Source organism: Variovorax sp. R-27 (assembly GCF_049913215.1).
Classification (GTDB): Bacteria; Pseudomonadota; Gammaproteobacteria; order Burkholderiales; family Burkholderiaceae_C; genus Variovorax.
In genome coordinates, this window is the sequence record NZ_CP183984.1 from 2,368,913 (window position 1) to 2,392,725 (window position 23,813).

Annotated in this window: 24 protein-coding genes; 12 read left to right on the plus strand and 12 right to left on the minus strand. The window is 66.9% G+C overall.

Translation table 11 applies throughout. The annotated features are described in order from the left end of the window. Positions 1-67 precede the first annotated feature (67 nt). Genes ylqF through ACN9MV_RS10985 form a run of 3 tightly spaced genes read left to right on the plus strand, consistent with a single transcriptional unit; the run spans position 68 to position 2,293 of the window. On the plus strand, positions 68-1,030 hold the full coding sequence (ylqF, locus tag ACN9MV_RS10975) for a ribosome biogenesis GTPase YlqF (protein WP_093078725.1): 963 nt from the start codon (positions 68-70) through the stop codon (positions 1,028-1,030). Between the two features lie 10 nt (positions 1,031-1,040). Continuing rightward, positions 1,041-1,634 carry a Crp/Fnr family transcriptional regulator gene (locus ACN9MV_RS10980; protein ID WP_093059165.1) on the plus strand — a complete coding sequence of 198 codons (594 nt, stop codon included), beginning with the start codon at positions 1,041-1,043 and terminating at the stop codon, positions 1,632-1,634. 59 nt (positions 1,635-1,693) lie between these two features. Continuing rightward, positions 1,694-2,293, plus strand: coding sequence for an anthrone oxygenase family protein (locus ACN9MV_RS10985; RefSeq protein WP_426392187.1), 600 nt, complete (start codon positions 1,694-1,696; stop codon positions 2,291-2,293). Here the strand turns inward: ACN9MV_RS10985 and ACN9MV_RS10990 are convergent. Beyond that, complete coding sequence (locus ACN9MV_RS10990; protein ID WP_426392189.1) at positions 2,200-3,018, minus strand: hypothetical protein; 819 nt, start codon at positions 3,016-3,018, stop codon at positions 2,200-2,202. The genes ACN9MV_RS10985 and ACN9MV_RS10990 overlap by 94 nt on opposite strands. A gap of 114 nt (positions 3,019-3,132) precedes the next feature. On the opposite strand from ACN9MV_RS10990, the gene ACN9MV_RS10995 reads away from it, so the two are divergent. Together ACN9MV_RS10995 and ACN9MV_RS11000 are read left to right on the plus strand one after the other, a co-directional pair. Continuing rightward, a complete protein-coding gene (locus ACN9MV_RS10995; RefSeq protein ID WP_426392190.1) occupies positions 3,133-4,227 on the plus strand; it encodes a suppressor of fused domain protein in 1,095 nt (364 codons plus the stop codon). Between the two features lie 138 nt (positions 4,228-4,365). After that, a complete protein-coding gene (locus ACN9MV_RS11000) occupies positions 4,366-4,800 on the plus strand; it encodes a PaaI family thioesterase (RefSeq protein WP_093059173.1) in 435 nt (144 codons plus the stop codon). On the opposite strand, the gene ACN9MV_RS11005 is transcribed toward ACN9MV_RS11000, so the two are convergent. Further along, complete coding sequence (locus ACN9MV_RS11005) at positions 4,730-5,950, minus strand: acyltransferase family protein (RefSeq protein ID WP_426392193.1); 1,221 nt, start codon at positions 5,948-5,950, stop codon at positions 4,730-4,732. The two genes, ACN9MV_RS11000 and ACN9MV_RS11005, sit on opposite strands and share 71 nt — an antisense overlap. Positions 5,951-6,113: 163 nt before the next feature. On the opposite strand from ACN9MV_RS11005, the gene ACN9MV_RS11010 reads away from it, so the two are divergent. From ACN9MV_RS11010 to ACN9MV_RS11020, 3 genes are all read left to right on the plus strand, one after another. Beyond that, positions 6,114-7,007 carry a LytTR family DNA-binding domain-containing protein gene (locus ACN9MV_RS11010; RefSeq protein ID WP_426392194.1) on the plus strand — a complete coding sequence of 298 codons (894 nt, stop codon included), beginning with the start codon at positions 6,114-6,116 and terminating at the stop codon, positions 7,005-7,007. Positions 7,008-7,158: 151 nt separating this feature from the next. Then, positions 7,159-8,361 carry an ammonium transporter gene (locus tag ACN9MV_RS11015; RefSeq protein ID WP_426392196.1) on the plus strand — a complete coding sequence of 401 codons (1,203 nt, stop codon included), beginning with the start codon at positions 7,159-7,161 and terminating at the stop codon, positions 8,359-8,361. Between the two features lie 110 nt (positions 8,362-8,471). Continuing rightward, on the plus strand, positions 8,472-9,407 hold the full coding sequence (locus tag ACN9MV_RS11020; RefSeq protein ID WP_426392197.1) for a succinylglutamate desuccinylase: 936 nt from the start codon (positions 8,472-8,474) through the stop codon (positions 9,405-9,407). A 6-nt stretch (positions 9,408-9,413) separates the two neighbouring features. Here the strand turns inward: ACN9MV_RS11020 and ACN9MV_RS11025 are convergent, their stop codons facing one another. From ACN9MV_RS11025 to ACN9MV_RS11040, 4 genes are all read right to left on the minus strand, one after another. Continuing rightward, entirely contained in the window at positions 9,414-9,737 is a 324-nt protein-coding gene (locus tag ACN9MV_RS11025; protein ID WP_426392199.1) for a hypothetical protein, read from the minus strand. 14 nt (positions 9,738-9,751) lie between these two features. Continuing rightward, the gene (locus ACN9MV_RS11030; protein ID WP_257014886.1) at positions 9,752-10,570 is read right to left on the minus strand and encodes a restriction endonuclease; all 819 of its coding nucleotides are present in this window, start codon (positions 10,568-10,570) and stop codon (positions 9,752-9,754) included. Positions 10,571-10,729: 159 nt separating this feature from the next. Next, on the minus strand, positions 10,730-11,629 hold the full coding sequence (locus ACN9MV_RS11035) for a peptidoglycan DD-metalloendopeptidase family protein (protein WP_426392200.1): 900 nt from the start codon (positions 11,627-11,629) through the stop codon (positions 10,730-10,732). Between the two features lie 62 nt (positions 11,630-11,691). After that, positions 11,692-12,243, minus strand: coding sequence for a pseudouridine synthase (locus ACN9MV_RS11040; protein WP_093059185.1), 552 nt, complete (start codon positions 12,241-12,243; stop codon positions 11,692-11,694). A gap of 85 nt (positions 12,244-12,328) precedes the next feature. On the opposite strand from ACN9MV_RS11040, the gene ACN9MV_RS11045 reads away from it, so the two are divergent. After that, the gene (locus ACN9MV_RS11045; protein WP_177142390.1) at positions 12,329-12,631 is read left to right on the plus strand and encodes a hypothetical protein; all 303 of its coding nucleotides are present in this window, start codon (positions 12,329-12,331) and stop codon (positions 12,629-12,631) included. 19 nt (positions 12,632-12,650) lie between these two features. On the opposite strand, the gene ACN9MV_RS11050 is transcribed toward ACN9MV_RS11045, so the two are convergent. Next, positions 12,651-14,465, minus strand: a complete 1,815-nt coding sequence (locus tag ACN9MV_RS11050) for a glutamine--tRNA ligase/YqeY domain fusion protein (protein WP_426392202.1) — start codon at positions 14,463-14,465, stop codon at positions 12,651-12,653. 148 nt (positions 14,466-14,613) lie between these two features. Here ACN9MV_RS11050 and ACN9MV_RS11055 point away from each other — a divergent pair, with 148 nt between their 5' ends. After that, complete coding sequence (locus ACN9MV_RS11055; protein WP_093059189.1) at positions 14,614-14,955, plus strand: hypothetical protein; 342 nt, start codon at positions 14,614-14,616, stop codon at positions 14,953-14,955. 81 nt (positions 14,956-15,036) lie between these two features. Here ACN9MV_RS11055 and ACN9MV_RS11060 read toward each other — a convergent pair whose 3' ends face one another. From ACN9MV_RS11060 to ACN9MV_RS11080, 5 genes are read right to left on the minus strand one after another with little or no spacing between them, the layout of a single operon-like run. Beyond that, positions 15,037-15,864, minus strand: coding sequence for a LytR/AlgR family response regulator transcription factor (locus ACN9MV_RS11060; RefSeq protein WP_426392203.1), 828 nt, complete (start codon positions 15,862-15,864; stop codon positions 15,037-15,039). A 24-nt stretch (positions 15,865-15,888) separates the two neighbouring features. Continuing rightward, on the minus strand, positions 15,889-16,902 hold the full coding sequence (locus tag ACN9MV_RS11065) for a sensor histidine kinase (RefSeq protein ID WP_097199540.1): 1,014 nt from the start codon (positions 16,900-16,902) through the stop codon (positions 15,889-15,891). Between the two features lie 53 nt (positions 16,903-16,955). Next, complete coding sequence (locus tag ACN9MV_RS11070) at positions 16,956-17,252, minus strand: 2TM domain-containing protein (RefSeq protein WP_426392204.1); 297 nt, start codon at positions 17,250-17,252, stop codon at positions 16,956-16,958. Next, entirely contained in the window at positions 17,249-18,211 is a 963-nt protein-coding gene (locus tag ACN9MV_RS11075) for a sterol desaturase family protein (RefSeq protein WP_426392206.1), read from the minus strand. The genes ACN9MV_RS11070 and ACN9MV_RS11075 overlap by 4 nt, the downstream gene beginning before the upstream one ends. A 39-nt stretch (positions 18,212-18,250) precedes the next feature. Further along, entirely contained in the window at positions 18,251-18,772 is a 522-nt protein-coding gene (locus ACN9MV_RS11080) for a DUF6622 family protein (RefSeq protein WP_093059199.1), read from the minus strand. Positions 18,773-19,040: 268 nt separating this feature from the next. Here ACN9MV_RS11080 and ACN9MV_RS11085 point away from each other — a divergent pair, with 268 nt between their 5' ends. Beyond that, positions 19,041-20,636: an efflux RND transporter periplasmic adaptor subunit gene (locus tag ACN9MV_RS11085; RefSeq protein WP_426392208.1), complete on the plus strand. Its 1,596-nt coding sequence runs from the start codon at positions 19,041-19,043 to the stop codon at positions 20,634-20,636. A 37-nt stretch (positions 20,637-20,673) separates the two neighbouring features. Then, positions 20,674-23,793, plus strand: coding sequence for an efflux RND transporter permease subunit (locus tag ACN9MV_RS11090; protein WP_426392210.1), 3,120 nt, complete (start codon positions 20,674-20,676; stop codon positions 23,791-23,793). The last annotated feature ends 20 nt before the right edge of the window (positions 23,794-23,813 follow it).

A 23,813-nucleotide genomic window follows, 5' to 3' on the forward strand; every position in this document is an offset into this window, starting at 1 on the left:
GCACCCGGCCCCCTCGGCGGCCCCCCATTCCCAGACAGCCAGACAGCGCGAAAGAAAGAGCCCATCGATGGCGATCCAGTGGTTCCCCGGTCACATGTATTCGACCCAGAAGGCCATCACCGAACGGGTGAAGGACATCGACGTGGTCATCGAGCTGCTCGACGCGCGCCTGCCCGGCTCCAGCGCCAACCCGATGCTGGCCGAACTCACGGCCGGCCGGCCCACGCTCAAGGTGCTCAACAAGCAGGACCTGGCCGACCCCGCGCGCACCGTGCTCTGGCTGGCGCACTACAACGCGCTGCCCGCCACGCGCGCCATCGGCCTGGACGCGAGCCAGACCACGCCCGCGCAACAGCTCGTGAAGGCCTGCCATGAGCTGTCGCCCAACCGCGGCGGCATGGCCAAGCCGATGCGCGTGCTGATCTGCGGCATTCCCAACGTGGGCAAGTCCACCCTCATCAACACGCTCACCGGCGGGCGCAAGGCCAAGACCGGCGACGAGGCCGGTATCACCAAGCTCGAACAGCGCATCACGCTGGCCGACGACTTCTATCTTTGGGACACGCCCGGCATGCTGTGGCCGCGCATCATCGTGCCCAAGAGCGGCTACAACCTCGCGGCCAGCGGTGCGGTGGGGCGCAACGCCTTCGACGAGGAAGAGGTGGCGCTGGAACTGCTCAACTACCTCAAGACGCACTACGCCGCCGGCGTGGCCGCGCGCTTCAAGCTCGTGGAGCTCGACGCCGAGACCATGGCCAGCATGAAGGACGAGTCGCTGCTCGACACCATCGGCCGCAAGCGCGGCGCGCTGCTGGGCAAGGGCAAGGTCAACCTGCAGAAGGCGGCGGAGATCGTGATGCACGAGTTCCGCGCAGGCAACCTCGGGCGCGTCACGCTCGAAACGCCCGACGAGTTCGCGCTGTGGCTGGCCGATGGCCAGCGTGCCGACGCCGAGCGTGCTGCAAAGAAGGCGGCGCGCAAGCAAAAGGGCAAGCCGAAGCCCGAGACTGCGCCCGAGCAGGACGCCTGAGGCTGCTGCGATGCCTGCCGTGTCCGATTGGCAGCAGGCGCTGGCGCGGCGCTTTCCCGAACTGGCGCCGGCATCGCTGGCAGCACTCGCCGCCCAGGCGCGCAGCGAGCCGCTGGACGCGCACCAGACCCTGCTGGCGGCCGGCAGCGCCTGGCAGCATGCATTCTGGGTCGAGCGCGGCCTGCTGCGGCTCTTCTACATCGACAGCGAGGGGCGCGAGTCGAACAAGAACTTCCACGCCGAGGACGCGTTCATCTGGCCCGTGACCGAGATGATGCGGCGCGAACCAGCAGCCTTCTTCATCGCGGCGCTGACGCCGGCCACGGTCTGGCGCCTTCCGTATGGCGCGCTGCAGGCTTCGGTGGGTGCGCTGCCTTCGTGGACCGCGCTGCAGTTGCACGCACTGGCCGGGCTGCTCGACGACAAGATGCGGCGCGAGCAGGTCTTTCTGCAATGCACGGCGCGCCAGCGCTACGAGGCCCTGCTGCGCGAGCGCCCCGAATGGACCGGCCGCATTCCGCTGCGCCATCTGGCCTCTTACCTGGGCATGACCGACGTGTCGCTGTCGCGGCTGCGTGCGGAGATGGGGCTTATCGACGGTTAAGGCGCCGGGCCGCCAGCGGCCCGACAGTGAGGGCCTTTCTGTGCAGGAGGAGCCCCGCCATGTTCTTTCACCAGTCGACGATCCGGTTGTCGCTCGCGTGCCATGCGCTCGCCATCTTCTGGCTGGGCGTGATGGCCGGCTTCTTCTGGACCTACAGCGCCAACGTCAACTTCGCCACCCTGCAGATGGACGGCGCCACTTACGCGCTGGTGCAGTCGAGCCTGAACCGCAACGTGCGGCACGCGATGTTCTTCGCCTTCTTCTTTGGCCCGCCGCTGCTGTGTGCGCTGGCCGTGGGCACGGCATGGGCTGCGCGCCGCGAGGGCTGGTGGTGGTGCCTGCTGCTGGCCGGTGTGCTCTACGGCTTGGGCATCGTGGTGTTCACGGCGCAGGTCAACCTGCCGCTCAATGCCTACACCGAGTCATGGAACCCGCAAGCGCTGCCATCCGACTGGGCGCAGACGCGCCTGCGCTGGAACGCCGCGAATCTCTGGCGCACCGTGGCGGCCGCACTGGCGTTCGGGCTGGCGCTCGCAGTCCTTTGCGCGCGTGCTGTGACAGCAGCTCAGTCCAGCGCAAACAGCGCCCTGGCGGCCTCGTCGAGCGCGGCGACGCGGTGCGAATCGGAGCGCGGGCCGGCGGCCGCCAGCGCGCGCTGATACATCGCAAGGCGCGTGGCCGACACAGGCCGGCACAGCGGCCGCCCCGCCGTTTGCGCCACGCCGCGCCCGGGCACCACGTAGCGGCCGGGGTTGAGCCGCGCGAAGCGGATGTACGCCTGCAGCGTCGGGAGCATGTCGGCATGCAGCGCGTCCATCCGCTTTTCCGCCTCCTTGCCGATCTGCGCGTAGCCCTTTGCGTCCTTCGTCACCGGCAGGCCGAGGATGTCGGCCATGTCGATCTCGAAATGCGTGAAGTCGCCGTAGGGGCGCTTGCAGTCGATGAGGAAGCTGAGCCAGTTCGCGCGCCGCAGCAGGCGGATGTGCTCGTCGGTCACGTCGAAGGCCGTGCGCTGCGCGAAGGGCGGCTCGAAGGTGTAGTGCCCGGCGACGAAGCTCGCATGCAGGAAGAAGGCGCTGGTCACGTTCACGAACCGGTCGAAGGCCGGCGAGCTGCCGCCGTCGAGCAGGTCTTCGTACTGTTCGAGCGACATGTCGGGCGGCACCATGCCCGGCGCGCCCGATTCGCAGTCGATCCACTCGGCCCGGCTGCGGCGGAACCAGTCGATGTCTGCCTGCGTGATTTCGATGCTGCCGGGTGAAGGCTGGGTCGGTGCGGAGGCGGCGGGCACGTTTTTCTGCTCGCAGCCCGTTGCGGCGAGCAGGGCGGACGCGGCGCAGGCGGCCGACAGGGCCAATGCGTCCCGCCGATGGATCCATCTCACGTTGCTGTCTCCCGAAAAAAGCAATTCGACGCCCGAGGATGCCACGCCGGCCTGACACGGGCCTGAGGATGGCCCGGTGTAGGCTTGCCGGTCATCGACATCGCAAGGAGCGACATGACGCAAGCAGCGCAGGGCCAGGACGACAACGCTGGCGACGACGAAAACCTCTCGCCGGGCTGGGACGCCATCACCGCCGCACTGGAGCGCCTCTATCCGGGCCAGGAGCCGAAGCACTACGCCACCGTCCTCAAGTGGATGTTCGGCGGGCCCGATCCGCTCGACGGCGTGAGCGTATGGAAGCGCATGGAGCCGGTGCCGCACTGGCACTACCTCAGCTATGGGCTCAGCGAGCTGTACGCCAAGGAATCGGGCGATGCCGACACCAGCGGCTACGGTTTCGAGCTGACTTTTCGCCTGGCCTGCGAGCCCGACGAGGCCGAACCGCCCGCATGGGCCATCAACTTCCTGCAGAACCTCGCGCGCTACGTGTTCAAGAGCGGCAACGTATTCGACGACGGCCACTGGATGACCGCCAACGGCCCCATCGCGCTGGAGCGGGAGACGCTGATCTGTTCGATGGGCTTCGTGTTCGACCCTGAGCTGCCGGCCATCGACACGCCGAACGGGCGCATGCGCTTTCTCCAGGTCGTCGGGCTGACGGAAGACGAGGAACGGGCATGCAAGCGCTGGGACACGCGCAAGCTGCTTGATGCGCTGCTGCCCGCGATGCCGCTGTGGGTGACCGACCTCGCGCGGCCTTCGCTGCTCGACGACCCCGAGGTGCGCCGGCGCGTGGAGGAGGGCGCGGCGCGCGACGGTTCGTCCAGCGGCTTTCTCTTCACCGACGTGCTCGGCTGGGAGACGAGCAAGCGGCTGCTGCGCGCGCCGGTCACCGAGATCACGGTCGGCGCACGCCAGGTCGACGAACTGGTCGCGCTGCTGCCGTTGCGGCTGCCCTTCGGCCGCGGGTTTCATTTCGCGAGCCGCGAGCGCGCGCTGGTCTTCGAGCACGGTGATGCCGACCGCGTGGCCGAGGAAGACGGCAAGCTGACATTGCACCTGAGCGACGCCACCGTGCGCGAACTGGCCCGCACGCTGAAGCCGATCGCAGGCACGTACGAGGTGCCCGGTTTCGGCGCCGTGCGCTGGAAGGTCCAGAGGACGACGATCAGGGATCCGCAGGGAAATGTGGTGCGCACGGTCGGCTGATTGCCGGTCGGCGCGATGGCTCCGCTGTCGCCAATGCAACTGCACACGACCCCTTTCGTCACGCGTGTGACGGCGTTTGCCATGAGCGGTTCGTAGAGTGGATCGAACCACTCCTTACCCACTCGCAAAGGACACGCCATGCTCGAGATCGTCAAGGCCACCAACGCGGCCGCTTCCTTCAATCGCTGGGCCGGCATCGAGGCCACCCAGGCCGGCAACGGCGAGGCTGAACTGCGCATGAACTGGCGCGCGGAAGACATGGGGCAGTTCGCCGGCTTCCTCCATGCGGGAATGATCTCCGCGTTGCTCGACACCGTGAGCGGCTACGCGGCCGGCACGCTGGCGGGCCGCGTGATGACTTCGCACTTCTCGGTGAACTTCATGTCGCCCGCGGTGGGCAGTGCCTTCGTGGCGCGCGGGCGCGTGGCGAAGGCCGGGCGCAAGCAGGTGTTTGTCGCGTCCGAGCTCTATGCGCAGCCCGAAGGCAAGGGCGACGATGCACTCAAGCTCGTGGCGACGGGGAACGCAATCCTCGTTCCCGTGGACGAGCTTCAGCTGAAGCCGCGCGCCTGAGCTTCAGCCCGAACAGCGGCCGCAGCACGTTGAAGCGGCGGATCAGCCCATCCGTCAGCGCCCAGCAGCCGAAAAGCGTCAACGCCACCAGCAGCGCGGGCTCGATCACCGGGCCGAGCGCGAGCGGAGCCAGCGCGGTCACGCCGACGATGATCAGCGTCTGGTGCAGCACGTACCACGGGTACACCGATTCGTTGGCCCAGCGCAGCCAGGGCCACGGGCGGTTCAGGTGGCGATGGCCATGGCCGAGGATGGTGGCGACGGCCAGCCACAGGTAGAGCATGCGCAGGGTGTCCATCAGCGGGCCGGTGGCCGGGCCCTTCGCGCCTGTGCGCAGCGCGATGAAGATGGCGATCACCGCGACCGCCAGCGCGAGCGACACGCGGCGCAGCCGCTCAAGCTCCTTCCACACGCCGGTGTCCACGCCCATCCAGTAGCCGTAGAGAAACATCGTGAAGTAAAGGCTGTGCAGGTGGAAGTCGCGCACCAGGTTGTGCGTGGCCGGAAAGCGCGAGGCCAGCAGCATCGTGAAGACGAGCAGCGGCACCACAGGCAGCAACAGCAGCTTCCAGCCACGCAGGCCGTTGAAGCCGCGGCGCAGCCACTGGCCGGCGGCGGAGTTCCACAGCGGCAGCGTCAGCGCGACCAGCGCGGTGTAGGTAAAGAGGTAGGGCAGGTACCAGAGATGGTTCCAGGTGATGCCGAACTCCGCGCCATCGAAGGCCCACTTCGGCCACGGCTCGGCCATCGACAGGTAGCGCAGCAGGAAGGCGCCGAAGCCCGGCGCCACCAGCCCGTTGGCCACGCCCTGCGCATAGGCCTGGTAGGGCACGATCACCGCCATGCCGAAGGCCAGCGGCAGCATCAGCCGAAGGCCCCGGCTGCGCAGCAGGCCCCAGGTGCCCTGGCCCCGGCTGAGGAAGCCGAGCGATACGCCGGAGATCAGGAAGACAAGGTCCATACGCCAGAGGTTCAGCACGCGCATCGGCCACTGCAGCCATTCGGCCGCATGCGGGCTCTTGAGGTGCCAGGGCCAGTCGGCCACGTAGTACATGGCCACGTGATAGAGGATGACGAAGAGGAAGGCCAGCGCGCGCAGGGCGTCGATGTCGTGGCGGCGATGGTCGGGCGGGAGGTTTTGGGTGGTCATCGGGGGCTCCTTGAAGCTGGAGGCCGCGATGCTCGGCCTCGTGCTCCTCGCGTGGCACGCCCGGGGGATGGATCGCCCCCGCTTTGTGACGAGCGGTGGCCCAGAGGGATGAAACGGGACGAAATTCGCCGCCCCAAGGCCCGTTTTCGGGAGAATCCCGGCCATGGGAGACCCACGCAAGAACCTGTACGAGCGCTACGAGCCAGTCCGCCGTTACGTGGAGGTGGCGTTCTGGATCGTTCTGATGACGCTTCAGGCCGTGTTCAGCACGATGGTGGCGATCGTCGACGTGCGCACGCGCGCCGTGCCGCGGGCCAACTGGGAGGTCGCGACCTGGGAGGGTTCGAGCCACCTGGTGCTGTTGCTGCTGGTTCCGGCGCTGGTTGCCGTCGAGCGCCGGCTGTCGCCGCTGGTGCGCACCCACGTGCTGCGCTTCGTGGCCTGGCATGCGGTGGCGAGCGTGGTCTTCAGCGTGATCCACGTGGTGAGCATGTTCGGGCTGCGGGCGCTGGTCTATGCCATGGCCGGCGAGCGCTACGACTTCGGCGGCTGGGCCAGCCAGTGGGGCTACGAGTACCTGAAGGACGTGCGGGTGTACGCGAGCATCGTCTTCGGCATCTGGGCATACCGGCTGTTCATGCTGCGGCTGCAGGGCGAGGCACGGGTGCTCGATGCGCCCGAAGCCCCGGCGGAGCCGGAGCCCGTCGAACCCGAAACCCCGCAGCCTGCGCGCCCCGAGCGCTTTCTGGTGCGCAAGCTGCGTCGCGAATTCCTCATCGCGGCTACCGACATCGACTGGCTCCAGGCCGAGGGCAACTACGTCGGCCTGCACGTCAACGGCCACGACTACCTGCTGCGCGCCACGCTGACCGACTTCCTGACCCAGCTCGACCCCGCCCGCTTCGTGCGCGTGCACCGCAGCCACGCAGTGAACCTGGGGCGTATCAAGGAAATCGAGCCGCTGGATGGCGGCGACGCCCGGCTGCACATGCACGACGGCACTACCGTGCCCTGCAGCCGCCGCTACCGGGACGCGCTGCGAGCCGGGGCGGGCTGATCCGGTGCATCGCGGGCTGAGTAAAGCCCGCTATTGGTTCACAACGCACCATAGAAGAGCTTCAGGCACCATTTTTGCTTCATTGGCCCGCCGCTTCGGGTGATTCGGGTGCGGCGCACCAATTCAAACCAAAAATCAGCAAGAAGCTCCAATGGACGCACTCAAACAGGGCGCAGACGCGCTGTTCATCCTTCTCGGCGCCATCATGGTCCTGGCCATGCACGCCGGTTTTGCTTTTCTCGAACTGGGGACAGTGCGCAAGAAGAACCAGGTCAATGCGCTGGTGAAGATCCTGGTCGACTTCTCGGTCTCGACCATCGTGTATTTCCTGGTGGGCTATGGCGTGGCCTACGGCACGCATTTCTTCGTGAGCGCCACCGAACTGTCGGCAAGAAGTGGCTACGAGCTGGTGAAGTTCTTCTTCCTGCTCACCTTCGCGGCGGCCATTCCTGCCATCATTTCGGGCGGCATTGCCGAGCGCGCCAAGTTCTGGCCGCAGCTGATCGCCACGGCAGTGATCGTCGGCTTCGTCTACCCGCTGTACGAGGGCATCGCCTGGAACAAGCACTTCGGCATCCAGGGCTGGATTGCCTCGCTCACCGGCCATGAGTTCCATGACTTCGCGGGTTCGGTGGTGGTGCACGCGGTGGGCGGCTGGCTCGCGTTGCCGGCGGTGCTGCTGCTGGGCGCGCGGCGCAACCGCTACCGGGGCGACGGCTCGCTGAGCGCGCATCCGCCGTCGAACATTCCGTTCCTGGCGCTGGGCGCGTGGGTGCTGTGCGTAGGCTGGTTCGGCTTCAACGTGATGAGCGCGCAGAGCATCGACAAGATTTCGGGCCTGGTGGCCGTCAACTCGCTGATGGCAATGGTCGGCGGCACGCTGGTGGCGCTGGCAATGGGCAAGAACGACCCGGGCTTCGTCTACAACGGCCCGCTCGCGGGGCTCGTGGCCGTGTGCGCCGGCTCCGACCTGATGCACCCGCTGGGCGCGCTGGTGGTGGGCGGCGTGGCGGGCGCCATCTTCGTCAAGATGTTCACGCTCACGCAGAACAAATGGAAGATCGACGACGTGCTCGGCGTGTGGCCGCTGCACGGCCTGTGCGGCACCTGGGGCGGTATCGCAGCGGGCATCTTCGGCACGCAGGCGCTGGGCGGCATTGGCGGTGTGAACGTGTGGGCGCAGCTCATCGGCACCGTCATTGGCGTGGCATGGGCGGGGCTGGCGGGCGCGGCGGTGTACGGCGCGCTGAAGGCCTCGCTGGGGCTGCGGTTGTCGCAGGAGGAGGAATACGACGGCGCCGATCTGTCGATTCACCACATCTCGGCTGCGCCGGAGCGTGAGGTCAACTGGTAGTCACCAGTGCGGCAGGGCGGGTCTGTGTTTGCGTCGCGCAGGGCCGCTCAGCACGAACGCGCGCCCTGTAGCAAACTTGCCGGACCGCTTCGTTCCATTTTCTGACGCCCATGACCCAATCTCCCCCCGCCCTCGAAGTCCTCCCCCGCGACCTCTCCGCCTACCGCAAGGGCAACACCGGCGTCGACTACGTGCACCGCTTCGAGTCCGGCAAGCCCGGCCCGCACGTGCTGATCAACGCGCTGACGCACGGCAACGAGATCTGCGGCATGACGGCGGCCACGCACCTGCTCGACAACGACGTGCGCCCGAAGGTCGGCACGCTCACCGTGAGCTTTGCCAACGTGGCAGCGTACGAGTCCTTCAACGAAGCTCTGCCCTTCGACAGCCGCCAGCTCGTGCACAACCTCAACCGCATCTGGTCGCCCGAGTGGCTCGATGGCACCGAAGACAGCCCCGAACTGAGCCGTGCGCGCATCCTGCGCCCGGTGGTGGACGCGGCCGACCACATCCTCGACATCCATTCGACCAGCCAGCCCGTCGTGCCGTTCTGGGTGTACCCGGCGTTCGAGCGCAATGCCAAGGTCGCACTGGCCATCGGCCGCCCGTCGGTGCACCTCGTGATGCCCGACGGCCTGGGCTCGGGCACGCCGCTGATCCAGTACGGCAGCCACGGCGGCCCGGACGGCAAGGGCGTGGCGATGGTGGTCGAGTGCGGCCAGCACTTCTTGCGCTCCGCGTCGGAACTGGCCACTGCCGTCACCTACGACTTCCTTGCGTACTTCGGCCTTGTCGACAAGGACCCGGCCACGCCGCCGCCCGAACCGCAGCGGCGCTTTCAGCTGCTGCAGACGTATGTCATCAAGTCGGCGGACTTTGCGTTCGTGCGGCCGCTGATCGGCTTCGAGACCTTTGCGAAGGGCGAGTTGATCGCGACAAACGGCGACGAGGAAATCCGCGCGCTGTGCGACGACTGCACGATCTTCATGCCGGCACAGCGCGCGATCGTGGGGCGCGAGGCTGTGTATCTGACGAAGCCGATTTGAGATTCGTCAGCAGATCAACAGGTGCACAGGCTTGCCTGCGGTGCTGTAGTCGGCATGCCAGTAGTGCGGGTCATTGCAGAGGCTGAACGTGGCCTCTGCATTCGCATGGCCACTGCCGAACTGGTCGCGCAGGGTGACGTGCACTGAGCCCAGGTCAGGCCAGTCGATGCCGGCGTCGCTGACGCGGTTGCCTGACGCGACTTCGGCCGCGACGATTTTCTGCAGCGCGGGGTGCAGGCGGGTGTTGAGCAGGGCGAGGGTGTCGCGGCGCGAGGCAAGCGAGACCGATGCGCCGAGGCAGGCCTCGGTGAAGAGCGAATTTTCGGGCACGACCGGTTGAGAGACTATGCCGCCGCGACGGCCTTGGCCTTTGGGATCGTCTTACCCCTGCACCTGGGGTAGTTGGCGCAACCCCAAAAACTGCCTTCATTCTTGGTCGATTTTTTCTCGACCATCTTGGTGCCGCAACTCGCACAAGTAGGACGCCAGTATTCGCCTTCATACGCAACCGCGAGCAATGCCATTTGTTGCTCGGGCGTGCGCTGGCTGATTAGCTTGAGCAGTGCGGCACCGTCCTGTGCGTGGATGCCATTCGCCTTGGCGAATGCGATGGCATCTTCGGAGAACGTGGAGCTCGTGACGTAGGTGCCGCTCTTCAACTGGTGCGAGGCCATCACCCCGAAGAACTCGCGCATCTCCTTGACGCCGACCATCTTGCTTTGCCAGTGTTTGCACTGGACGATACGCGGCACATCGCTGTGCTTGGATTGAAGCCAGATATCGATACCGCCGTCCGCGCCATGCGACTGACTGCGCGTGGTGAAGCCGGCCTGTGCGTAGAGTGCTTCGCACACGGCCTCGAATCTGCGCCACTCGATGTCGGCAAGCACGGAAGGGCTCCACTGCGATTTCATCTGTCGTGCCGGCGTCGATGGCGTGGACTGCGAAGGCTCCGATGCAAAGACTGGTTTAGCTGGATCGGCCAGAACCTTTGCTGGCGCTGCGGTGCGGGTAGTGACGTAGTTCAGTCCAACCAGCACTACGCCTATTGCCAGTGCCGCCCAGCCCGCCGGGCGAAATGCAGGGCCAAGCGCTCCTGAAAGAACATCCTTCATCAGCAAAGGCAAGACCGTCAGCAACAGGATACCGATGAGGATCGCCATCCATCCCTTGCCCGCCAGTTCTCGTCGTGCGCGCTCGCGGCGTCGCTCGGACTTTGTTTGTCTAGCCATTGCTTGGTCCCACCTCACTCCAGGAATGGGCGAGTGTATGAGTCCAGTGGACGGCAGGATTTAGGGTAAGTGCTCAGGCCGGCCAGTGTCTCAGGCCGCGATGAACAGCGCCGGATCCACCATCGCCCGGTTCAGCATCACGGACCAATGCAGGTGCGGCCCAGTCACCCGGCCGGTCGCACCCACGGCGGCCAGCGGCTCGCCGGTCTTCAGCACGTCGCCGACTTTCACATCGACCCGGCTCAGATGGCAGTACATCGTGAGCAAGCCGCCACCATGGTCGAGCCAAACGGTGCCGCCGTTGAAGAAATAGTCCCCTGTGTCGATCACCTTGCCGGGTAGCGGCGCCAGCACCGGCGTGCCTGTGCCCGCCGCGATGTCCATCCCGCTGTGCGGATTGCGCGACTGGCCGTTGAACACCCGGCGCAGGCCGAATGAACTTGAGCGGCGGCCCGGCACGGGCACGCGCATCTGCAGTGACGTATCCGCCCGCATGTCCGTGAGCGTGGCCATCACGGTGGCCTGGTGGTCGCGTTCGCGCTCGTAGCGGGCCTGGTCCTCGGGCGACAGGTCGACGGTGCGGGGCTCCACCGTCAGGCGTTGTTCGCGGTATTGCTTCGGAGCCACCGTGTAGGCGATCTGGCGTTCGGGCTTGCCTTCGGCGCGCATCGCGATGCCGGCCTCGCCGGGTTCGGCCGCGAGCGGGATGCCGACCAGTGCGGTCCATTCGATGGCGTCGCCCAGCACGAGCAGGGGCACGTCGCCCGCGAAGGCCTGAGGCCGCTTCGCCGATGGGCCGAGCGACAAGCGGGCCACGCCGCCCGGAACCTGGGACGCGTGTGGCCACACGCCGGGCTGCGCCGGTTGTTTCTTCGTCTTGGCCGGGGTTGCGGCGTTGGCGTGCGTTGCGGGCAATGCAAGCAAGCCGATGACGCCGAGCAGGGTGCTGCGGCGGTTCAGGACGACGGGAGCGAGATCGGGGATGTGCATGGAAGAGGCTTGAAGAATGAATGAAGGTTGTACGGCTGTTCGTGCGTCGCCGCGCCGGTTGTCTATTCGCGCCAGGTGCCGGGCGCCAGTCCGTCGAGCGTATGAGGCCCGATGGCGGCGCGGATCAGGCGCAGCGTTGGCAGCCCCACGGCCGCCGTCATGCGCCGCACCTGGCGGTTGCGGCCTTCGCTGATCGCCAGCTCCAGCCACGCGGTGGGAATGCTCTTGCGCTCGCGAATGGGTGGCTGTCGCTCCCACACTTCGGGTGGTGGGTCGAGCAGGCGTGCCCTCGCGGGGCGTGTGAGGCCGTCGTTGAGCTGCACGCCGCTGCGCAAGGAGGTGAGTGCCGCTTCGGTCGGCACGCCCTCCACCTGCACCCAGTAGATCTTCTCCATCTTGAAGCGCGGATCGGCGATGCGTGCCTGAAGCTTGCCGTCGTCGGTGAGCAGCAGCAGGCCCTCGCTGTCGGCATCGAGCCGGCCGGCGACGTAGACGTCAGGGATGTCGATGAAGTCTTTCAGGCCACGCCAGCGGCCCTCGGGCGTGAACTGGCTGAGTACGCCGTAAGGCTTGTTGAAGCGGATCAGGCGGGAAGAAGGGCTCGGAAAATTCATTGGCCGACAGGATAGCCCGGGTCTGTCCTGCAACATTCGATGGCCCTGGTGGCTCCAATCGGTTCATCACACAGGAGAACCTGGAATGACGATGCGAAGCTCCATCCATCTTGCCTGCGCCGCGATTGCAGGCCTTCTGCTGGCGGCGTGCAACAGCCCAGGCATCCGTGTGGGCGGCGCGCCCGAGGCGAGCGTCAAGAACTGTGTGGCTGCGGCTGCGCGCGAACTCAGGGTGCCGCCGGGCAGCATCGTCGCGGACAAGGGGACGACGCCGCGCGACGGCGTCTACACGATCAACCTGAAGGTCGGGCCGCAGGGACGCTCCGCCGTGTGCACCACCGATGAGAACAGCGCGGTGATCGGCGTGATCTACAAGCGACCCGAATAAGCAGCGCAGAACGACCGGGTTACTTGCCCCAGCTGTCCCGCATGCCGGCCGCGCGGTTGAACACCAGCTTGCCGTCCGTGCCGCCCTTCGAATCGCGCACGAAGTACCCGTGCCGCTCGAACTGGATCCCGATGCCCGGTTCGGCCTTGGCCAGCGAAGGCTCGACGAATGCCGAGCAGACTTCAAGGCTCTGCTTGTTCAGCTCGTCCAGCAGCTCGCCGCTGCCCGGGTTCGCTGCCGCGAACAGCCGCTCGTACAGCCGCACTTCTGCCTGCACTGCATCCGCAGCCGCCACCCAGGTGATGTTGCCCTTCACCTTGATCGCGTCCGCGCCCGGCGTGCCGCTCTTGGTGTCGGGCACCAGCGTGGCCTGCACTTCGACGAGCTTGCCGCTCGCATCCTTGGTGCCGCCGGTGCATTCGATGACGTGGCCGTACTTCAGCCGCACCTTGTTGCCGGGGAACAGGCGGAAGAAGCCCTTGGGCTGCACTTCTTCGTAGTCGGTGCGTTCGATCCACACCTCGCGGCCGAGCTTGAAGTCGCGCTTGCCCATTTCGGGGTGGTGCGGGTGCACGGGCGCCGAGCAGTCGTCGAGCACGTCGTCGCCGCCCATCAGCTCGCCCCAGTTGGTGATGACGAGCTTGACCGGGTCGAGCACGGCCATGGCGCGCGGGGCGACGGGGTCGAGGGTGTCGCGCAGCGCGGCTTCGAGGCTGGCGTAGTCGATCCAGCCGCCCGACTTGGTGGTGCCGCTGCGCTCGCAGAACAGGCGCAGCGCCTCGGGCGTGTAGCCGCGGCGGCGCAGGCCTGCAATGGTGGGCATGCGGGGATCGTCCCAGCCGTCGACGTATTTTTCTTCGACCAGCTGGCGCAGCTTGCGCTTGCTGGTGAGCACGTGGGTCACGTTGAGGCGCGCGAATTCGTACTGGCGCGGATGCGGGCTGGCGACGAGGCCGCCTTCGGCGAGGCGGTCGAGCAGCCAGTCGTAGAAGGGGCGCTGGTCTTCGAATTCCAGGGTGCAGATGGAGTGGGTGATCTGCTCCAGCGCGTCTTCGATGGGGTGCGCGTAGGTGTACATCGGGTAGATGCACCACTTGTCGCCGGTGTTGTGGTGGGTGGCCCGGCGCACGCGGTACAGCGCGGGGTCGCGCATGTTGATGTTGGTGCTGGCCATGTCGATCCTGGCGCGCAGGATGGCGGCGCCGTCGGCCACCTGGCCGTCGCGCATGGCGCGGAAGCGCGCCAGGTTTTCTTCGGGCGTGCGGGTGCGGAAGGGGCTGTCGGTGCCGGGCGTGTTGAAGTCGCCGCGGTTCGCGCGCACTTCGTCGGCGGTTTGCTCGTCGACGTAGGCGAGGCCGGCGCTGATGAGGTATTCGGCGGCCTCGTACATGAAGTCGAAGTAGTCGCTTGCGAAGTATTCGTGCGGCTGCAGCGTGCCGGGGGCGCTGGGGCGGTCGGCCAGGTAGGTTTCGTAGCCGAGCCACTTCACCGCGTCGCGGATGGAGTCGACGTATTCCTGGTCTTCCTTCTCGGGGTTGGTGTCGTCGAAGCGCAGGTGGCTCACGCCGCCGTATTCCTTGGCCAGCTCGAAATTGAGCCAGATGCTCTTGGCGTGGCCGATGTGCAGGTAGCCGTTGGGCTCGGGCGGAAAGCGCATGCGCACCTTGGCCGGATCGACCATGCCCTGGGCATGATGGGCGGCGTTGCCGGGCGAACCGCCCCATTTGCGGCCAGAATAGGCACCCTGTGCGAGGTCGTTCTCGATCACGTGGCGCAGGAAATTGCTCGGAGCAGCGGTCGTTTTGGCGCCGTTTTTGTCGGTCGGGGAGGTCATCGTTGCATTTTAGGGGTCACCCCCTATGAGTTACCTTTGGCAACGTTCTTCACATTGCCCGGTGCACCCCCTTTGCAATTGCCGCGTTCAATACACACATGGGCGGTTCACACCCGAGCGCAGCCCACCGTAACAAGGAGTCCGAATCATGAGCCTCACACGTTCAACCTTCTTCAAATGGGCCGCCGCAGGCGTCGTGGCAGCCGGTGCATTGTTTGCCGCCACTTCGGCCAGCGCCCGCAGCGACGTCAGCTGGTCCATCGGTGTCGGCGTTCCCGGCGTGGCTGTGGGCGTGGGCGGTCCGGCCTACTACCCGGCCCCGGTCTACGCGCCGCCGGCCCCTGTCTATTACGCCCCGCCAGCACCCGCCTACTACGCGCCGCCGCCGGTGTACTACCGTCCGGCCCCGGTCTACTACGCTCCGCCGGCGTATTACGGCCCGCGCTACTACGGTCGTGGCTACTACCGCGGCCATGGCCACTGGCGCTAAAACGCCACGGCATTCGTGACTGAATGAAAAAAGCCGGCCCCGAAAGGGCCGGCTTTTTCTTTGGGTGCGCCTTGGCCGATTTCACATGGCGCGAAAGAGATGGGCGTACAGGCGGCTGACCGGAATCTTCTCCGCCCGCCCGCGCAGCATCAGATGAAGCTTGCCGGCCTCGTCGCGATGCACCGACTCGATGGCTGAGCTGCGCACCACCACCGCCCGGTGCACCTGCCAGAAGGTGTCGGCATCGAGCTGGGGCAGCAACTGCTTGAGCGGCGTGCGGATCAGGTATTCGTGCGTGGCGGTCAGCACGCGCAGGTATTTGTCGGCCGCTTCGAAATACAGCACCTCGTCGATGGGCACCATGCGCACTGTGCTGCCGCCGGCGTCGCTGGCGGCGATCATGCGCAGCGGGGCGGGGGCGGCCGCAGTTCCGGCACCGGCGGCCGTCAGCACCTGGCGCCATTGGGCGAGCGTCTGTTCGAGCGCCGCGTCGGCCAGGGCGGGCGTGGGCTCCGGCTGGCGCGCGGACAGCGCCTGCTGCAGCCGGCTCACGGTCTTGCGCAGGCGCTCGGGCTGCAGGGGCTTGAGCACGTAGTCGATGGCCTGCGCATCGAAGGCGCGGGTGGCGTATTCGTCATAAGCCGTCACGAACACCAGCTGCGGCATTGGCGCCTCGTCGGTGGGCCAGCAATCGGCCAGTTCGGCGGCGGCGCCGAGGCCGTCGAGGCCGGGCATGCGGATGTCGAAGAACAGCACCTGCGGCAGCAGGCGCAGCGCCTCCCGCACGGCGCTGCGACCGTCGCCGGCGGTGGCGACGATCTGCAGTTCGGGCCAGACAGCGGCCAGTTCGGCCTTGAGGGCCTGCGCGAGCAGGGGCTCGTCTTCGGCGATGAGGGCGGTGGGGTTCATCTTGTCGCGGTTGTTGTGTCGTGTTCAGGCAGGCGTAGGGAAGCTCAGCGTGGCGCTGGTGCCGCCGGTGGGCGAGGGCGCCAGCTTCATGTGCCCCCGGTCGCCGTACATGGTGGCCAGCCGATCGCGCACCTGCTCCAGCCCGAAACTGCTGCCTTCCGAAGGAGGCGCTGCATCAAGGCCCACGCCGGTGTCGCTCACCTCGATCACCAGCTGGCCGGCTTCCCTGCGGGCGCGCACGACGATCTCGCCGCCTTCCACCTTCGGCTCCAGCCCGTGGCGGATGCTGTTTTCCACCAGCGGCTGCAACAGCAGCGGCGGTACGGGCGCATCGCGCAGGTCTTCCGGCAGGTCGAGCGTGTAGCGCAGGCGTTCGCCCATGCGCACCGACATCAGTTCCAGGTAGTCGCCCAGCCGCTCGAACTCGGCCGACAGCGGATGCGACAGCGCGCGCGAGCCGCTGAGCGTCATGCGCAGGTAGCTGTTGAGCCGGTCGAGCATGGCCACGGCGCGCGGCGGGTCGACGGTGATCAGCACGCGCAGGTTGGCCAGCGTGTTGAAGAGCATGTGCGGTTCCAGCTGCGTTTCGAGCAGCTTGAGCCGCGCCTCGGTGGCGTTGCGTTGCGCCAGGTCGATCTGGCTCTGCATGTGCTTGCTCTTGCCGAGGCTGTAGAAGAAGAAGCACATGCCGACCGTCGCGATGATGGTGATCGTGACGCCGGTGGCCAGCTTGTGGCCCTTGAATTCGAGAAAGTCGAATGCGGGTGCGCCGAACAAGGCGTCGCCGATGAGGTTGCCGACAAAGAAGCCGACGGCCGCGCCCGCCGCGATCAGGAGAAAGCCCCCCGGCCATCCGGGCCAGAGGTTTTCGCGGTGCCCGCTGATCAGGAGCCGGCCGCCGTCGATGAACAGCCAGCTCACGGTGCCGATCGACAGCGAATAGACTAGGTGGCCGGCCCAGTTGCCGCCGCCGGTGATGGTCATCACGGTGGCAATGAGGCAGCAGAAGACAGCGGTGATCAGGCCATGCCGCAGCATGGACTTCAGGTTTTCAGCCCTGAACCTTTGGTTGGTGGCAGCCTGGTCCAGGCTCACCCGCGGTCCCCGGCGTCCAGCGCGCGGCGTTCGCGCTCCACCAGCCTGTCGTAGAAGCCGCCGCCGGGCGCCACGAACCAGACGATGGCGCCGTGGATCAGCAGGCCCAGCCCCCAGCCCATGAGCGGGTACATCGCCCAGGTGCGGCCGTTTGCGACCGAGATCGTGACGAGGCCCAGGTTGACCACCACGTAGACGAAGGCGTGGATGTACCAGCCCATCTTGGCGCCGGCGCGGCGGCGTGCGAGGCGCTCGACGTCGGAGCGGGAAGAGTTCGATGCAAGAGAAGTCATGACAGCTCCTTGTATTGGACAGGAATGAAATCGGAAGAGGCGGGCTGCGGCGACTGTGGCGACGGTGCCGCCTGCAAGGCCGCGCGCTGCCGCAGCTCCTCGGTGGTGTCGCCAGGCCCGTCGGGCTTCCAGCCCGGCGGCTTCACGAGGTAGCCGACGAAGGCGCGCACCGAGCGGGCCGAGGCCAGGTCGCGCAACAGCGCGCGCCACTGGCTGAACTCGATCTCGAAGAGGTTGTGCGAAGTAATCGGGTTCACCAGCCCGTAGCGGCAGGGAAGGTCGGCGCGCTCCGGAATGTAGGTGCCGAACAGGCGGTCGAACACGATGAGCACGCCGCCGTAGTTGCCGTCCAGGTATTCCAGGTTCGAGGCGTGGTGCACGCGGTGGGCCGAGGGCGTGTTCAGCACCCATTCGAGGGGCCCGAGGCGCGGGATCCAGGTCGCGTGAATCCAGAACTGGTACAGCAGGTTCAGCGTGAGCATCAGCAGGATCACCCGGGGCGGCATGCCCAGCAGCGGCGCCAGCATGAAGAAGGCCAGCGTGCCGGTGAGGCGGCCGGTCCAGCCGAAGCGGTAGGCGGCCGACAGGTTCAGCTGGTTCGGCGAATGGTGGATGGAATGGGTGCACCAGAACCAGCGCACCCGGTGCGCCGCGCGGTGGTACCAGTAGTAGCAGAACTCCTGGCCGATGAAGCAGGCGACCCAGCCGCTCCAGTGGTCCATCGGCAGGGTGAAGAGGCGGTGGTCATAGAACCAGTTCATCGCGCCGGTCCAGAAGGCCAGCGGCAGCAGCCAGCGCAACGGGTACTCGCGCACAAGAAAGTCGACCACCGAGACGCCGGCCGCCTTCCAGTCGTAGCTGCGCCAGCCGTTGCGCCAGGACAGCACGAGCGCCTCGGCAATGGAGGCGACGAGCACCACCGTGACGGAGATCTTGAGGATCAGCAAGAGCGCGTTCATGGTGGCGGGTCCTGGATGAAAGTCGTGGCCGAGGGAATCTTAGGCCGCGCGGGCCGTGGCCGACATAGCGTCAGTGCGGATGGCCAGCTTCCACAGGCGCACAGCACGGGCCGCGAAGACACCGCTGAAGGCGCCGTACAGCACCGGGATCACGAGGCCGAAGGCGGCTTGCTGGCGCACCTCGGGGTGCATGGCCAGGGCCACGCCCACCACGTACTTGGTCAGGAAGATGCCCATCATGAGCATCAGCGGCACGGGGCTGCCGGCCACGTGGAAGCGGCGCTCGGCTGCGTCGTAGCGGGTGGTGGCGGGCAGCGGACGCTGCAGCACCAGCGCCAGCATCACTACCGCGGCAGCGGCCCAGCCGAGCAGGGCGCCGAAGGAATCGCCGAAGACGGAGACCACGCCGTAGATCGACAGCGCGCCCATGGCCACCGGCATCAGCGTGACGCGGCTCAGGCTCACTTCGTTGGTGAGCAGCTGCTTGGCACCGAGCCACAGCAGCAGGAAGAACACGGCGAACACCCACTTGGGCGTGTGAAGGATGATTTGCATCAGCATGGTGGCGCTCCGTTGGAAGTGGAAGAAATCTTGAAGAAGAAGGGCAGAAGGGAATCGATGGAGTGGACTGTGCCGGCCCCCGCCCGCCCCAGCCACCGGCTTCCGACGGAATGCATGCATGCGGCGCGAATTGCAGCCGGGCGGCGTGAATTGCGGAGGCTCCACGGACAGCTTTACCGTCGCTTTACGGCGCAGCAAAGAGCGGGACTACCATTCCGCGCTGTACTACCCCGGTCCGCACCCCCTGCATCTTTCGCACGCACCGCCCATGGAACAAGAAAAACCACCCGAGCCTCTGCCTTCCACCGTCTCGCCAACACATCCGACGGTGCGCAGACGCCGGTGGGTGGGCGGGCTGCTGACCCTGCTGCTGCTCGTGGCGCTGGGTGCCGGCGCCTGGTATCTGATCCAGCGGTCGAAGACGCCCGCGGCCGGCCCTGGTGGCGCTCCTGGTGCCGGCCGGCAGGGTGGTGGGCCCGGTGGGCCGGGCGGCCCGGGTGGGCGCGGCGGTGGCGGGGCCTCCAGCACGGTCGGCGTTGCCACGGCCAGGCAGGCCGACATCCCGGTGCAACTCGAGGCGCTGGGCACCGTCACGCCGCTGGCCAACGTGATCGTGCAGCCGCAGGTGTCGGGCGTGCTCACGGCCGTGCTGTTCCAGGAAGGACAGATGGTCAAGAAGGGCGACGTGCTCGCCACCATCGACCCGCAGCCGTTCCAGAACGCGCTGGGGCAGGCCAGCGGGGCGCGGCAGCGCGACGAGGCGCAGCTGGCGGCGGCGCGCGTCACGCTGCAGCGCTACCAGACCCTGCTGGGGCAGGACTCCATCGCCCGGCAAGACGTCGACACGCAGGCCGCGCTGGTCAAGCAGCTCGAAGGCACAGTGGCCATCGACCGCGCCAACGAGAACACGGCCAAGCTCAACCTGGCCTGGAGCCGCATCACCGCGCCGGTGAGCGGGCGCATCGGCCTGCGGCCGGTGGACGGGGGCAACTACATCTCCACCGGCACCACCAACGGCATTGCAACCATCACGCAGATCGCGCCCATCGACGTCGAATTCGCCATTCCGCAAGACCGCGTGCCCGAAGTGCAGGAGCGCCTCGCCCAGGGCGCCAAGCTCGACGCCACCGCTTTCGACCGCACGCGCACGCGCCAGCTTGCGAACGGAGCCTTCTCCACGCTCGACAACCTGGTCGACACCGCCACCGGCACCGTCAAGGCCAAGGCCCGATTCGCCAATGCCGACAGCGCGCTGTTCCCGAACCAGTTCGTCAACCTGCGGCTGCTGCTGCGCACCGTGGCCAGCGCGGTGGTGGTGCCGGTCACGGCGCTGCGCCACGGCCCCAACGGCGACTACGTGTATGTGCTGAACGAAGACAGCACGGTGTCGCAGCGGCCGGTGACACGCGGCGAATCGAGCGTGGACAACGTTGCGATCATGTCGGGCCTGAAGGCCGGCGAGCAGGTCGTGACCGAAGGCGGCGACCGGCTGAAGGACGGCGCGCGCGTGCAGACCCAGGTCGAACGCCCGGCCGGTGCGGCGTCGGCGCCCGCGAGCGGCTCGCGCCGTGGACAACACCGTCAAGGCGGCGCGGCGGCACCGAAGGGCGGCGCATCAGGTGCGTCAGGTGCATCGGGCCCGGCTGCTGCCGCTCCCGCAGCGGAACCCTCAACACCCGCCAAGCTCCCGACCGCCGAGCAGCGCCAGCGCATGCTCGACGCCGCCAAGGACGACCCGCAGCAACTGGAGCGCCGCAAGCGCTTCCTCGAAGCACTGGACCGTGGCGACCCGGCGGCACTGGAGCGCTGGCAGCGCATGTCCGAAGGCGGTGGCGAAGGTGGCCAGGGCGGGCGTCGCCCATGAGCGGTCGCAGCTGCAGCCGTAGCGCGGAGGCCGTCCGGTGAACCCGTCACGTCCGTTCATCCTGCGGCCGGTGGCGACCTCGCTGCTGATGGTCGCCATCGTGCTGGCCGGCCTGGTGGCGTTCCGCTTCCTGCCGCTGTCGGCATTGCCACAGGTCGACTACCCGACCATCCAGGTGCAGACGCTCTACCCCGGGGGCAGCCCCGAGGTCATGAGCAACACCGTCACCGCGCCGCTGGAACGCCAGTTCGGCCAGATGTCGGGGCTCGACCGCATGAGCTCGACCAGCGCCGCGGGCGTGTCGATCATCACGCTGCAGTTCTCGCTGGGCCAGACGCTCGACGTGGCCGAGCAGGAAGTGCAGGCCGCCATCAACGCCGGCGGCTCGCTGCTGCCGGCCGACCTGCCGGCGCCGCCCGTGTACGCCAAGGTCAACCCGGCCGACGCGCCGGTGCTCACGCTTTCGATCACGTCCGACACGCTGCCGCTCACCGAGGTGCAGAACCTCGTCAACACCCGGCTCGCGCAGAAGATCAGCCAGGTCTCGGGCGTGGGGCTGGTCTCGCTCAGCGGCGGGCAGCGCCCGGCGGTGCGCATCCAGGCCAACACGCAGGCCCTCGCAGCCAACGGCATCGGGCTCGACACGCTGCGCACGGCCATCTCGGCAGCCAACTCCAACGGCGCCAAGGGCAGCTTCGACGGCCCCAAGCGCGCCTACACCATCAACTCGAACGACCAGCTGCTCACGGTCGACGACTACAAGAATCTCATCGTCACGTACAAGAACGGCGCGCCGATCCGCATGGTCGACGTCGCGCAGGTGGTCAACAGCGCCGAGAACAACCAGCTGAGCGCCTGGGCCGGCAACAAGGCCGACGGCACCAACAAGCTGTCGCCCGCGATCATCATGAACGTGCAGCGCCAGCCGGGCGCCAACGTGATCGCCACCGTCGATGCCATCAAGAAGCAGCTGCCCGAGCTGCAGACCGGCTTGCCCGCCGGACTGAAGATCGAGGTGCTCAGCGATCGCACGGCCGGCATCCGCGCGTCGGTCCAGCACGTCGAGATGGAACTGGTGCTGGCCGTGGTGCTGGTGGTGCTGGTGATCTTCGCCTTCCTGGGGAGCCTGCGCGCCACCGTCATCGCAAGCATTGCGGTGCCCATCTCGCTCATCGGCACCTTCGGGCTGATGTACCTGCTGGGCTACAGCCTGAACAACCTGAGCCTGATGGCGCTGACCATTGCCACCGGCTTCGTGGTGGACGACGCGATCGTGATGATCGAAAACATCGCGCGTTACATCGAGGAGGGCGAAAAGCCGCTGCAGGCCGCGTTCAAGGGCGCGACGCAGATCGGCTTCACAATCATCTCGTTGACCGTGTCGCTCATCGCGGTGCTGATTCCGCTGCTCTTCATGGGTGACGTGGTGGGCCGCCTGTTCCGTGAGTTCGCGGTGACGCTGGCCATCACCATCCTGATCTCGGCCGTGGTGTCGCTCACGCTGGTGCCGATGATGTCGGCGCGCTGGCTCAGGCACGAAGAAAAGAAAGACCCGGCCGGCCATGGCTTCGGCGCGCGCGCGCAGCGTTTCTTCAGCGGCGTGATGGAGCGTTACGACCGCTCGCTGCACTGGGTGATCGAGCACCAGCCGCTCACGCTGCTGGTCGCGCTGCTGACCATGGTGCTGACGGTGGTGCTGTATCTCACGATCCCGAAGGGCCTGTTCCCCACGCAGGACACCGGCCAGCTGCAGGCTCGCGTGCAGGCCGCGCAGGACGTGTCCTTCGACCGCATGTCGCAGCTGCAGTTGCAGGCGGCGCAAGCCATTCTCGAAGACCCCGAGGTCGAGAACCTCAGCTCCTTCGTCGGCGTGGACGCGGCCAACAACACCATGCTGCACACCGGCAGCATGCTCATCAACCTGACGAAGAGCCGCGGCAACCAGCAGGACGTGATGGACAGGCTGCGCGAGCGCGTGCGGCAGGTGGCCGGCGTCACGCTGTACCTGCAGCCCACGCAAGACCTGACCATCGACGCCGAGACCGGCCCGACCGAGTACCGCGTGTCGCTGGAGGGCGTGGACAGCGCCGCGATCACCGAGTGGATGAAGAAGCTCGTGGCGAAGCTGCAGACATCGGACAAGGTGCGCAACGTGAGCAGCGATGCTGGCGCGCAGGGCCTGGCGGCGTTCGTCAACGTGAACCGCGACACCGCGGCGCGGCTGTCGATCACGGCGAGCACGGTGGACGATGCGCTGTACAGCGCGTTCGGCCAGCGCATCGTGTCGACGATCTTCACCGAGACAAACCAGTACCGGGTGATTCTCGAAGCGCGTCCCGGCATGGTGAATACGCCGCAGACGCTGGGGCAGCTGAGCCTGATCGCCGGCTCCGGCACCGCGACGCCGCTGTCCGCGATTGCGGACATCACCGAGCAGCAGGCGCCGCTGCAGATCACGCACGTGGCGCAGTACCCGGCGAGCACGCTGAACTTCGATACGGCGCCCGGGGTTTCGCTTGGGTCTTCGGTCGATGCGATCAGGGCGGCTGCGAAGGAGATCGGGCTGCCCAGCAGCGTGACGATGACCTTCCTGGGGGCTTCAGGGGCGTACGAGAAGTCGCTGTCTAACCAGTTGTGGCTGATTCTGGCGGCGGTGGTTTGCGTGTACATCGTGCTGGGGGTGCTGTACGAGAGCTACGTGCATCCGCTGACTATCTTGTCTACGCTGCCTTCGGCCGGGGTCGGGGCCTTGCTTGCCTTGATGATCACCGGCAACGACCTGGGGGTGATCGGGATCATCGGGATCATTCTGCTGATCGGCATCGTGAAGAAGAACGCGATCATGATGATCGACTTCGCTATCGATGCTGAGCGGACTCAGGGGAAGTCTCCTCGGGAGGCTATTCATCAGGCTGCTTTGCTGCGGTTTCGGCCTATCTTGATGACTACGCTGGCTGCCTTGTTTGCGGCCGTTCCCCTGATGCTGAGCTTCGGCGAAGGCGCTGAATTGCGGCGTCCGTTGGGGTTGGCGATTTTTGGGGGGTTGATCGTTAGTCAGCTGCTTACTCTGTTCACTACGCCTGTTATCTATCTGGCGTTTGATCGGTTGGGTGGGGGGAGCTCCCGGCGGGCTGTGATTGAGGAGGAAGCGGTTTGAGCCGGTTTTTCTCTTGCTGC

Excerpts from the sequence above, each read along its gene's own strand:
- ylqF (WP_093078725.1), top strand. The coding sequence starts at position 68 with ATGGCGATCCAGTGGTTCCCCGGTCACATGTATTCGACCCAGAAGGCC.
- ACN9MV_RS10980 (WP_093059165.1), top strand. The coding sequence starts at position 1,041 with ATGCCTGCCGTGTCCGATTGGCAGCAGGCGCTGGCGCGGCGCTTTCCC.
- ACN9MV_RS10985 (WP_426392187.1), top strand. The coding sequence starts at position 1,694 with ATGTTCTTTCACCAGTCGACGATCCGGTTGTCGCTCGCGTGCCATGCG.
- ACN9MV_RS10995 (WP_426392190.1), top strand. The coding sequence starts at position 3,133 with ATGACGCAAGCAGCGCAGGGCCAGGACGACAACGCTGGCGACGACGAA.
- ACN9MV_RS11000 (WP_093059173.1), top strand. The coding sequence starts at position 4,366 with ATGCTCGAGATCGTCAAGGCCACCAACGCGGCCGCTTCCTTCAATCGC.
- ACN9MV_RS11005 (WP_426392193.1), bottom strand. The coding sequence starts at position 5,950 with ATGACCACCCAAAACCTCCCGCCCGACCATCGCCGCCACGACATCGAC.
- ACN9MV_RS11010 (WP_426392194.1), top strand. The coding sequence starts at position 6,114 with ATGGGAGACCCACGCAAGAACCTGTACGAGCGCTACGAGCCAGTCCGC.
- ACN9MV_RS11015 (WP_426392196.1), top strand. The coding sequence starts at position 7,159 with ATGGACGCACTCAAACAGGGCGCAGACGCGCTGTTCATCCTTCTCGGC.
- ACN9MV_RS11020 (WP_426392197.1), top strand. The coding sequence starts at position 8,472 with ATGACCCAATCTCCCCCCGCCCTCGAAGTCCTCCCCCGCGACCTCTCC.
- ACN9MV_RS11030 (WP_257014886.1), bottom strand. The coding sequence starts at position 10,570 with ATGGCGATCCTCATCGGTATCCTGTTGCTGACGGTCTTGCCTTTGCTG.
- ACN9MV_RS11035 (WP_426392200.1), bottom strand. The coding sequence starts at position 11,629 with ATGCACATCCCCGATCTCGCTCCCGTCGTCCTGAACCGCCGCAGCACC.
- ACN9MV_RS11040 (WP_093059185.1), bottom strand. The coding sequence starts at position 12,243 with ATGAATTTTCCGAGCCCTTCTTCCCGCCTGATCCGCTTCAACAAGCCT.
- ACN9MV_RS11045 (WP_177142390.1), top strand. The coding sequence starts at position 12,329 with ATGACGATGCGAAGCTCCATCCATCTTGCCTGCGCCGCGATTGCAGGC.
- ACN9MV_RS11050 (WP_426392202.1), bottom strand. The coding sequence starts at position 14,465 with ATGACCTCCCCGACCGACAAAAACGGCGCCAAAACGACCGCTGCTCCG.
- ACN9MV_RS11055 (WP_093059189.1), top strand. The coding sequence starts at position 14,614 with ATGAGCCTCACACGTTCAACCTTCTTCAAATGGGCCGCCGCAGGCGTC.
- ACN9MV_RS11060 (WP_426392203.1), bottom strand. The coding sequence starts at position 15,864 with ATGAACCCCACCGCCCTCATCGCCGAAGACGAGCCCCTGCTCGCGCAG.
- ACN9MV_RS11065 (WP_097199540.1), bottom strand. The coding sequence starts at position 16,902 with ATGCTGCGGCATGGCCTGATCACCGCTGTCTTCTGCTGCCTCATTGCC.
- ACN9MV_RS11070 (WP_426392204.1), bottom strand. The coding sequence starts at position 17,252 with ATGACTTCTCTTGCATCGAACTCTTCCCGCTCCGACGTCGAGCGCCTC.
- ACN9MV_RS11075 (WP_426392206.1), bottom strand. The coding sequence starts at position 18,211 with ATGAACGCGCTCTTGCTGATCCTCAAGATCTCCGTCACGGTGGTGCTC.
- ACN9MV_RS11080 (WP_093059199.1), bottom strand. The coding sequence starts at position 18,772 with ATGCTGATGCAAATCATCCTTCACACGCCCAAGTGGGTGTTCGCCGTG.
- ACN9MV_RS11085 (WP_426392208.1), top strand. The coding sequence starts at position 19,041 with ATGGAACAAGAAAAACCACCCGAGCCTCTGCCTTCCACCGTCTCGCCA.